Raw genomic sequence first — 9,649 nt, 5'->3', positions numbered from 1 at the left:
GGACGCGGCGCCGGTTCAGGTCGGATACGCGTACCGGCCGGGTGGCGCCGCTCTTGCGCGCGGGACTGGCGGCCGCAGACTTCAGTCCCAAGGTCTTGCGCTTGGGGGAGGGTTGATCGCTCATGGTTTCAATGGTGTCGCGGCTCAGATTTCGAGCGCCGCGAGCAGGTCCTGTTCAAGCTGGATTTCGAGCCGGTTGTCGGCGGCGAGGCGGCTGCCGTCAACGAGGAACATGTCCTCGACCCGTTCGCCCAGCGTGTTGATGCGTGCGGTATGCACGGAGATATGGTGGCGGCCCAGCACGCGGGCGATCGCGTACAGCAGGCCGGTGCGGTCGTTGGCCGACAGTTCGAGCAGGAAGTACTGGCCGCGCTCGTCGGGCCGCAGATCGACGCGCGGCTTGATCGGGAAGCTGCGCGACTGGCGCGACAGCCGGCCCTGCGACGGCTCCGGCAGCGGCGCCTGCTGCGCCAGCCGCTCGCACAGCTCGTGCTCGACCAGCGCGATGATGTCGCGGTACGTCTCGCGCCCGCCGCCGACGACGCCTGGATCGAACACCTGGAAGGTATCCAGCGCGTAGCCATGCCGCGTGGTATGGATCTTCGCCTCCTGGATCGAGAAGCCCTTGCGCTCGAAATAGCCGCAGATGCGCGCGAACAGGTCGGGCTGATCCTTGGCGTAGACGGCGACCTGCAGCCCCTCGCCGGCAGGCGACACGCGCGCCTTGACCACCGGCTGCTCGCTGTCGACGCGGTGGGCGAGATGGCGGGTCAGCCAGGCGATGTCGCGCGCGTCGTGGCGCAGGAAGAAGGCCACGTCCAGCCGTTCCCACAGCGCCTCGGCGCGGGCCGGGTCGAAGGCCTGCAGCCGCAGTGCGGCGATGGTTTCCTCGCGCCGCTGCGCCCACAGCGAATGCGGATCGACGCGCGCGCCGCCGAGCACGCGCAGCGTGATGCGGTACAGGTCCTCCAGCAGCTTGCCCTTCCACGCGTTCCAGACCTTGGGACTGGTGCCGCGGATATCGGCCACCGTCAGCAGATACAGCGCGGTCAGATAGCGTTCGTTGCCGACCACGCGGGCGAAGGCATGGACCACCTCGGGGTCGGTCATGTCCTGCTTCTGCGCGACATGGCTCATGGTCAGGTGATGCTCGACCAGCCAGGCGATCAGGTTGGCGTCCTCGCGCGCGATGCCGTGCTGGCGGCAGAAGCGGCGCGCATCGGCGGTGCCGAGCTTGGAGTGGTCGCCGCCGCGGCCTTTGGCGATATCGTGGAACAGCGCCGCCAGCCATAGCACCCACGGCTTGTCGAAGTTCGCCATCAGCTGGCTGCAGAACGGGAACTCGTGGGTGTGCTCGACGATGGCGAACCGCCGCATGTTGCGCACGACCATCAGGATGTGCTGGTCCACGGTATAGACGTGGAACAGGTCGTGCTGCATCTGGCCGACGATGCGCCGGAAGTTGATCAGGTAGCGGCCGAGCACGCTGGTCTGGTTCATCAGCCGCAGCGCGTGCGTGATGCCCTGGGGCTCCTGGACGATCGCCAGGAACTGCTGGCGGTTGACCGGATCGTTGCGCCAGCGCGCGTCCATCACGGTGCGCGCGTTGTACAGCCCGCGCAGCGTGCGCGGCGACAGGCCCTTGACGCCCGGCGTGCGCTCGTACAGCAGGAACGTTTCGAGGATCGCGTGCGGATTGCGTTCGTACAGGTCGTCGCTGGTGATTTCCAGCATGCCCTGGCGCTCGACGAAACGCTCGTTGAGCACGCGCGTGACCTTCGACTCGCTGGGGAACAGCATCGCCTCGATATTGAGCAGCAGCACGCTGTTGAGCTGGGTCACCGCCTTGGCGGCCCAGTAGTAGCGCCGCATCAGCTGCTCGCTGGCGCGCTTGTTGGCGTTCTGCCGATAGCCGAAGGCCTCGGCCAGCGCGGTCTGCAGGTCGAACACCAGCACGTCCTGCCGGCGTCCGGCCAGCAGGTGCAGGCGGGCGCGGATGGTCTTGAGCAGGCGCTCGTTGCGCGTCAGTTCCTGCGCCTCGCGCTCGGTCAGCAGGCCCTTGTCGCGCAGCTCCTTCCAGCTGTCGCCGTAGCCCGCCGCCTGCGTCATCCACAGGATCACCTGCAGGTCGCGCAGGCCGCCCGGGCTTTCCTTGCAGTTCGGCTCGAGCGCGTAGGGCGTGTCCTGGTACTTGGCGTGGCGCTGGCGCAGTTCGAGCAGCTTGGCCTGGAAGAAGGCGCGCGGGTCCAGCTCGGCGCGATAGCGCGCCTGCAGCTCGGCGAACAGCGTGCGGTTGCCCGTCACCAGCCGGGCCTCGAGCAGCGCGGTGCGGATGGTCACGTCGGCGCGCGCCTCGCGCAGGCAATCGTCGACCGTGCGTACCGACGACCCGATTTCCAGCCCCAGGTCCCAGCACAGGCCGATGAACTTCTCCATGCGGCCGACGGTGTCGGCGTCCGGCTCGGCCGGCAACAGCAGCAGCACGTCGACGTCCGAATGCGGAAACAGCTCGCCGCGGCCATAGCCGCCCACGGCCACCAGCGTCATCCCGGCCGGCAGCCCGAGGCCGCGCCAGCATTCGACCAGCGCCTGGTCGACCGCCTGGCGCAGCCGCGTCAGCAGCGTGCCGACCTGGCCGCCGCCGGTGAAGGCGTCGAACAGCGCCTGCTTGCCGGCCTTGAGCCGGTCGCGCACGCGCGTGGCGAGCAGCAGTTCCGGAGAGGAATCCATGGCTGGGACGGGTTGGGTCGACATGGGTGAAGGAGGGCGCAGGTGGCGGCGAGGGCGGTGGCGACGTATGTCGGTGAACGGCGAATCGGCGCGGCCCAAACGACAGGGGCGCCTCCCGGCGCCCCCTGCAATCAGGCCGCGAGCGTGTCGGTGATGAAGGCGGGCGGCGCCTGCGTGCCGGCCGAGACGGTCAGCACCTCGTAGCCGGTGTCGGTCACCAGCACGGTGTGTTCCCATTGCGCCGACAGGCTGCGGTCGCGCGTCTTGACCGTCCACTGGTCGGGCATCGTGCGGATGTCGCGCTTGCCTGCGTTGATCATCGGCTCGATCGTGAAGATCATGCCGGCCTGCAGCTCCATGCCGGTGCCCGGGCGGCCGTAGTGCAGGATCTGCGGGTCCTCGTGGAAGTTCTTGCCGATGCCGTGGCCGCAGTATTCGCGCACCACGCTGTAGCCGGCCGCCTCGGCGTGCTGCTGGATCACGTGGCCGATATCGCCGAGCCTGGCGCCGGGGCGCACCTGGGCGATGCCCTTCCACATGCATTCGAAGGTCACCTGGGTCAGGCGCTTGGCCAGGATCGAGCCCTCGCCGACGATGAACATCCGGCTGGTGTCGCCGTAATAGCCTTCCTTGGTGATCACCGTGATGTCCAGGTTCACCGCGTCGCCATTCTTCAGCACGCGATCGCCCGGGATGCCATGGCAGATCACGTCGTTGACCGAGGTGCAGATCGCGCCGGGGAAGGGCGGATAGCCGGGCGGCGCATAGTTCAGCGGCGCAGGCACCGTGCCTTGTACGTCACGCATATAGGCGTGGCACAGGCGGTCGAGTTCGCCGGTGGTGACGCCGGGCTTCACGAACGGCGTGATGTAGTCGAGGACTTCACTGGCCAGCCGGCAGGCGACGCGCATCTGGGCGATGTCTTCGGCGGTCTTCAAATGGATGCTCATGCTGCGACGCGGAAAAGTGTCACGGGCGCCAAGTGGGGTTGGCGCCCGTTTCTGGATTGTCAAACCGGGATTATCGCACCATCGGGGGCCCGCCGCACCCCGCGGCGGCGAGAAGCCGGCGCCGCACCGTGGAGGTGCCTCCTGGATCGGCGAAGTCGGGCGGGCTTGAGCGATGGCCGGGATGTTGCTACAATCGCGGGCTCGCTTGGCTTCGCCTCGCTTCACGGAGTCCTGACGTCAGGATTTCGGAGATGCGCGACGGCGGTCCGGGCGGGTGCGGGATGGCGCAGCCTGCCACGTCCGCGAAATCGCGAGTCCGCCCATCCGGGGTGTTCCTGTTCAGGAATGTCGGGGCGGACTTCAGACCGAACCCTTTTGGAGAATTCAATGTCCGTCACCATGCGTGAAATGCTGGAAGCCGGTTGCCACTTCGGCCACCAGACCCGCTTCTGGAACCCCAAGATGGCCCCGTTCATCTTCGGCCATCGCAACAAGATCCACATCATCAACCTGGAAAAGACGCTGCCGATGTTCCAGGACGCGCTGAAGTATGTGCGTCAGCTGGCAGCGAATCGCGGCACCATCCTGTTCGTCGGCACCAAGCGCCAGTCGCGCGAGATCCTGGCCGAGGAAGCGGGCCGTGCCGGCATGCCCTACGTCGACGCCCGCTGGCTCGGCGGCATGCTGACCAACTTCAAGACGGTCAAGATCTCGATCAAGCGCCTGAAGGACATGGAAGCCGCCAAGGAAGCCGGCGCGCTGGACACCATGAGCAAGAAGGAAGCGCTGATGTTCGAGCGCGAGATGGAAAAGCTCGAGAAGTCGATCGGCGGCATCAAGGACATGGGCGGCATCCCTGACGCGATCTTCGTGGTCGACGTCGGCTACCACAAGATTGCCGTGACCGAAGCCAACAAGCTGGGCATTCCGGTGATCGGCGTGGTCGATACCAACCACTCGCCGGACGGCATCGACTATGTGATCCCGGGCAACGACGACTCGAGCAAGGCAGTCGCGCTGTACGTGCGCGGCGTCGCCGACGCGATCCTGGAAGGCCGCGCCAACGCGGTGCAGGACGTGGTCGAAGCGGTCCGCGGCAGCGACGACTTCGTCGAAGTCGAGGAAGCCTGAGGTCGGGCCCGCCTGCAGGCGGGACGGCCCGGACGGCCCTGACGGACCCGTGGCGCGCGGCGGCATCGCCGGCCGCGCGACCACCAGAAAAGGGGGCGACATGGTACGCCCCCTTTTTTGAATGCGCGCGGTTCGCGCGCGCCCGGCAACGGGCAGCAAGCAGCAAGCAGACAGGAATGATTGTCATCCGGCGTGGCTACGATCACGGCGGGTGAGTCTTTGAACACCACGCGGCCGGCCGCGGCGCGGGACTTCCAGGTCCGGCGGAACGGGGCGGGGCGTGAACCAATCAAGGAGTGACAAATGGCGGCAATTACCGCAAGCATGGTGGCTGAACTGCGCGCGAAGACCGACGCGCCGATGATGGAGTGCAAGAAGGCCCTGACCGAGGCCGACGGCGACCTGGCCAAGGCCGAGGAGCTGCTGCGCGTCAAGCTGGGCAACAAGGCCAGCAAGGCCGCTTCGCGCGTGACTGCCGAAGGCGTCGTCGCTGCCTTCATCGACGGCACCACCGGTGCGCTGGTCGAACTGAACTGCGAGACCGATTTCGTCTCGAAGAACGACGACTTCCTGGGCTTCTCGGCCAAGGTCGCCGAGCTGGTCGCCAAGCAGAACCCGGCCGACGTGGCCGCGCTGTCGGCGCTGCCGCTGGACGGCCAGACCGTCGACCAGGTCCGTGCGGCGCTGATCGGCAAGATCGGCGAGAACATGACGATCCGCCGTTTCGCTCGCTATGCCGGCGGCGGCAAGCTGGTCTCGTACCTGCACGGCACCCGTATCGGCGTGATGGTCGAGTTCGACGGCGATGAAGTCGCCGCCAAGGACGTCGCCATGCACATCGCCGCGATGAAGCCGGTGGCGCTGTCGTCGGCCGACGTGCCGGCCGATCTGATCGCCAAGGAGCGCAGCATCGCCGAGCAGAAGGCTGCAGAGTCGGGCAAGCCGGCCGAGATCACCGCCAAGATGGTGGAAGGCTCGGTGCAGAAGTACCTGAAGGAAGTCTCGCTGCTGAACCAGCCGTTCGTGAAGAACGACAAGCAGACCGTCGAGCAGATGCTCAAGGCCGCCAACACCACGGTCAAGGGCTTCACGCTGTACGTGGTCGGCGAGGGCATCGAGAAGCGCCAGGACGACTTCGCTGCCGAAGTGGCCGCGCAGGTCGCCGCCGCGCAGAAGGGCTGATATCCCGGGCGGGAGGCAGGCGCCGGTCTGGCGCCATGACGGCCCGCCGTATAATCCCGAGGGGCACCGCGAGGTGCCCCTCGGCACAAGAAGAGAGAACAATGGCGCGTGCCGCCCGAACGGCCGGCGCATGCGTCCAGCGCGTCGGTCTCGAAGCCGGCCGCGGAGCCCGTTTTCGCCGTCGCCCGTTTTGACTGGCATCGCCCCTTCGGGCCTGCCGACGCGCCCGGGCCACGGGGAAAGCCGGCTTGGTCCCGGCGGCATCCGCCCTCCGGGGCAAGGCCCAGATCGAAGACTCGAACCAGCCCGAGGGTGAATATGCCAGCCTACAAGCGCGTCCTTCTGAAACTGTCCGGTGAGGCCCTGATGGGCGACGATGCCTTCGGCATCAACCGGTCCACGATCGAAGGCATGGTCAATGATATTGCCGAGATCGTGAAGCTCGGCGTGCAGGTGGCAGTGGTGATCGGCGGCGGCAACATCTTCCGCGGCGTCGCCGGCGGCGCCGCCGGCATGGACCGCGCGACCGCCGACTACATGGGCATGCTGGCCACGATGATGAACGCGCTGGCGCTGCAGGACGCGATGCGGCACGCCAATATCGAGGGCCGGGTCCAATCGGCGCTGCGCATGGACCAGGTGGTGGAGCCCTATATCCGCCCCCGCGCGATCCGCCAGCTGGAAGAGGGCAAGGTGGTGATCTTCGCCGCCGGCACCGGCAACCCGTTCTTCACCACCGATACCGCGGCCGCGCTGCGCGGCTCCGAGATCGGCGCCGAGGTGGTGCTCAAGGCCACCAAGGTCGACGGCGTCTATACCGCCGATCCGAAGAAGGATCCCAGCGCCACGCGCTACACCACGATCAGCTTCGACGAGGCGATCTCCCGCAATCTGCAGGTGATGGACGCCACCGCCTTCGCGCTGTGCCGCGACCAGAAGCTGCCGATCAAGGTGTTCTCGATCGTCAAGCCGGGCGCGCTCAAGCGCGTGATCCTGGGCGAGGACGAGGGTACGCTGGTCCACGTTTGAGCCGCCGTGCGGGGCCGCCGCGAGGTGGCGCACGCAACGGCACAGAGTAGAATGATTCGTTTTCGGCCCCGCCCGCCGGGGTCATGGCAGCCAGTTTTCCGGAGGTTATGATGAGCGTCGCCGACATCAAGAAGAGCGCCGAGCAGAAGATGCAGAAGACCATCGAAGCGTTCAAGGCCGATCTGGCCAAGATCCGCACGGGTCGTGCCCACACCGGTCTGCTCGACCATGTCCAGGTCGAATACTACGGTTCGCCGGTGCCCATCAGCCAGGTCGCCAATATCGGCCTGGCCGATGCCCGCACCATCAGCGTGCAGCCGTGGGAAAAGAAGATGGTCGGCGCGGTCGAGAAGGCCATCCGCGACGCCGACCTGGGCCTGAACCCCGCCACCATGGGCGAGGTCATCCGCGTGCCGATGCCGCCGCTGACCGAGGAGCGCCGCAAGGAGCTGACCAAGGTCGTCAAGGGCGAGGGCGAGAGCGCCAAGGTGGCGGTGCGCAATCTGCGCCGCGACGCGAACGAACAGTTCAAGAAGCTGGTCAAGGACAAGAGCATCTCGGAAGACGACGAGCGTCGTGGCCAGGACGAGGTGCAGAAGCTGACCGACCGCTATGTCGCCGAGATCGACAAGCTGGTCGCCGAGAAGGACAAGGAGATCATGACGGTCTGAGCCGCGGCGCCGCTCGCCAGTCCCGCCGTGGGCTGGCGCGGCGACGCCGTCGGGGACCCGTCCACCACCATGCACATCAGTTCCACACTCGCCATCCCCGAAACCGGTTACGTACCGGCCCACGTCGCCATCATCATGGATGGCAACGGGCGCTGGGCCACGCAGCGGCATCTGCCGCGGGTCGCCGGCCATAGCCGCGGCCTGGATGCGGTACGTACCGTGGTGGAGGCGTGCGCGGTGCGAGGGGTCAAGTACCTGACGCTGTTCGCCTTCAGTTCCGAAAACTGGCGGCGGCCGGCCGACGAGGTCACCTTCCTGATGCGGCTGTTCATGATGTCGCTGCGGCGCGAGGTGGTGAAGATGCACGCCAACAATATCCGCCTGAAGGTGGTTGGCGATCTGAGCCGCTTCAGCCCGCGCATCCAGCAGCTGATCGCCGACGCCGAGCGCCGCACCGCGGGCAATACCGGCCTGACGGTGACCATCGCCGCCAATTACGGCGGCCGCTGGGACCTGCTGCAGGCGGTGCGCAAGATGCTGCTTCAGCAGCCGATGCTCGACCCCTCGACGATCGAGGAATCGACGCTGGCGCCGCACCTGGCGATGGCCTACGCGCCGGAGCCAGACCTGTTCATCCGCACCGGCGGGGAACAGCGCATCAGCAATTTCCTGCTGTGGCAGCTGGCCTATTCCGAGCTCTATTTCACCGACGTGTTCTGGCCCGACTTCGACGCGGCCGAACTGGACAGGGCGTTCGCCTCGTACCGGCAGCGCGAACGGCGTTTCGGCCGCACCAGCGCGCAGGTCGTGGCGCCGTCCGGGCTGTCCGGCACCGCCTGAGCGGGCCGGCCGCTCGCCATCGAACCAACCGGGACTCGCAGCGCATGCTTCTTACCCGTGTCATCACCGCCCTGTGCCTGTTGCTGCTGATCCTGCCGATCCTGTTCCTGGCGCCGCCCGCGGCGCTGGCCGGCCTGATGGCGGTGATCGTGGCGCTGGCCGCCTGGGAATTCGGCCGCCTGCTCGGCCTGCGCGGCGCGGGCCCGTGGATCTACGCGATCGCCTGCGTGGTCGCGATGATCGCCTGGCATGACCTGCCCGCGCGCGGCGCCATGCTGTGGCTGATGCAGGCCGCGGTGGTCGCCTGGGGCGTCGCCATCGTGCTGCTGGCCCGCGGCGTGCGCAAGGCCACGCCGGCCTTCGCGATCGTTGCCGGCCTGGTCGGCCTGGTGATCCTGCCCGCCTTCGGCCATGCCGCGATGCTGCTGCGCGGCCTCGGCGTGGGCGTGCTGCTGTCGGCCGCGGCGCTGGTCTGGGCCGCCGATATCGGCGCCTATTTCGTCGGCAAGACGATCGGCCGCCGCAAGCTGGCGCCGTCGATCAGCCCCGGCAAGTCGTGGGAGGGCGCGATCGGCGGCTGGCTGTTCGCGCTCGCCGTGGCGCTGTCGCTGGCGGCCACCCACGCCTTCGCGCCGACCTGGTTCGATCGTGTGGCCGACCGCAACGGCCTGCTGGTGGTGGCGCTGCTGACCACGCTGATGGTGATCGCCAGCGTGGTGGGCGACCTGTTCGAATCGCTGCTCAAGCGGCAGGTCGGCAAGAAGGACAGCAGCCGGCTGCTGCCCGGCCACGGTGGCGTGCTCGACCGCATCGACGCGCTGCTGCCGGTGCTGCCGCTGGCCGCGCTGCTGATCCTGTATCTCTGATTTTCCCCAGGCCTCTTTCATGCGTCGCATTACCGTCCTAGGCGCCACCGGCTCGATCGGCGACAGCACGCTGGACGTGATCCGGCGCCATCCCGAGCGCTACGCCGTGCATGCGCTGACCGCGCATCGCCAGATCGACAAGCTGGCCGAGCGCTGCGCCGAGTTCCGCCCGGCGCGGGCGGTGGTCGGCAGCGAGAGCGCGGCCGTCGAGCTGCTCGAGCGGCTGCGCGTAGCCGGCGTGGGCACCGAG

At 67.7% G+C, this 9,649-nt stretch carries 8 protein-coding genes and 1 pseudogene; 7 read left to right on the top strand and 2 right to left on the bottom strand.

Going from position 1 to position 9,649, the window contains the following annotated elements; all coding sequences use genetic code 11:
- Nucleotides 1-144: 144 nt before the first annotated feature.
- A complete protein-coding gene (locus AC6EI8_RS20215) occupies nt 145-2,730 on the bottom strand; it encodes a [protein-PII] uridylyltransferase (protein ID WP_498382712.1) in 2,586 nt (861 codons plus the stop codon).
- Nucleotides 2,731-2,861: 131 nt separating this feature from the next.
- Nucleotides 2,862-3,680 (bottom strand): type I methionyl aminopeptidase, encoded by an 819-nt coding sequence (map, locus tag AC6EI8_RS20210; RefSeq protein WP_150081601.1) that lies wholly within the window; start codon nt 3,678-3,680, stop codon nt 2,862-2,864.
- Nucleotides 3,681-4,067: 387 nt separating this feature from the next.
- On the opposite strand from map, the gene rpsB reads away from it, so the two are divergent.
- The 7 genes and pseudogenes from rpsB to AC6EI8_RS20175 form a co-directional block, all read left to right on the top strand.
- Complete coding sequence (gene rpsB / locus AC6EI8_RS20205) at nt 4,068-4,811, top strand: 30S ribosomal protein S2 (protein WP_006578103.1); 744 nt, start codon at nt 4,068-4,070, stop codon at nt 4,809-4,811.
- A 303-nt stretch (nt 4,812-5,114) separates the two neighbouring features.
- Nucleotides 5,115-5,993: a translation elongation factor Ts gene (gene tsf / locus AC6EI8_RS20200; RefSeq protein WP_064577112.1), complete on the top strand. Its 879-nt coding sequence runs from the start codon at nt 5,115-5,117 to the stop codon at nt 5,991-5,993.
- A 318-nt stretch (nt 5,994-6,311) separates the two neighbouring features.
- Nucleotides 6,312-7,022: a UMP kinase gene (gene pyrH, locus AC6EI8_RS20195; protein ID WP_006578101.1), complete on the top strand. Its 711-nt coding sequence runs from the start codon at nt 6,312-6,314 to the stop codon at nt 7,020-7,022.
- Nucleotides 7,023-7,132: 110 nt separating this feature from the next.
- Nucleotides 7,133-7,693 (top strand): ribosome recycling factor, encoded by a 561-nt coding sequence (frr, locus tag AC6EI8_RS20190; RefSeq protein WP_149319031.1) that lies wholly within the window; start codon nt 7,133-7,135, stop codon nt 7,691-7,693.
- A 69-nt stretch (nt 7,694-7,762) separates the two neighbouring features.
- Entirely contained in the window at nt 7,763-8,533 is a 771-nt protein-coding gene (uppS, locus tag AC6EI8_RS20185) for an undecaprenyl pyrophosphate synthase (RefSeq protein WP_498382711.1), read from the top strand.
- Between the two features lie 44 nt (nt 8,534-8,577).
- Nucleotides 8,578-9,399 carry a phosphatidate cytidylyltransferase gene (locus AC6EI8_RS20180; protein ID WP_498382710.1) on the top strand — a complete coding sequence of 274 codons (822 nt, stop codon included), beginning with the start codon at nt 8,578-8,580 and terminating at the stop codon, nt 9,397-9,399.
- Nucleotides 9,400-9,418: 19 nt separating this feature from the next.
- Nucleotides 9,419-9,649: pseudogene (locus AC6EI8_RS20175) on the top strand (1-deoxy-D-xylulose-5-phosphate reductoisomerase); the annotation flags it as partial.

It is taken from the genome of Cupriavidus sp. R6-3 (genome assembly GCF_059772245.1).
This window is presented reverse-complemented; position numbering and strand designations above follow the sequence as displayed.

Coding starts and splice junctions, on each gene's coding strand:
- AC6EI8_RS20215 (WP_498382712.1), bottom strand. CDS start 2,730: ATGGATTCCTCTCCGGAACTGCTGCTCGCCACGCGCGTGCGCGACCGG.
- map (WP_150081601.1), bottom strand. CDS start 3,680: ATGAGCATCCATTTGAAGACCGCCGAAGACATCGCCCAGATGCGCGTC.
- rpsB (WP_006578103.1), top strand. CDS start 4,068: ATGTCCGTCACCATGCGTGAAATGCTGGAAGCCGGTTGCCACTTCGGC.
- tsf (WP_064577112.1), top strand. CDS start 5,115: ATGGCGGCAATTACCGCAAGCATGGTGGCTGAACTGCGCGCGAAGACC.
- pyrH (WP_006578101.1), top strand. CDS start 6,312: ATGCCAGCCTACAAGCGCGTCCTTCTGAAACTGTCCGGTGAGGCCCTG.
- frr (WP_149319031.1), top strand. CDS start 7,133: ATGAGCGTCGCCGACATCAAGAAGAGCGCCGAGCAGAAGATGCAGAAG.
- uppS (WP_498382711.1), top strand. CDS start 7,763: ATGCACATCAGTTCCACACTCGCCATCCCCGAAACCGGTTACGTACCG.
- AC6EI8_RS20180 (WP_498382710.1), top strand. CDS start 8,578: ATGCTTCTTACCCGTGTCATCACCGCCCTGTGCCTGTTGCTGCTGATC.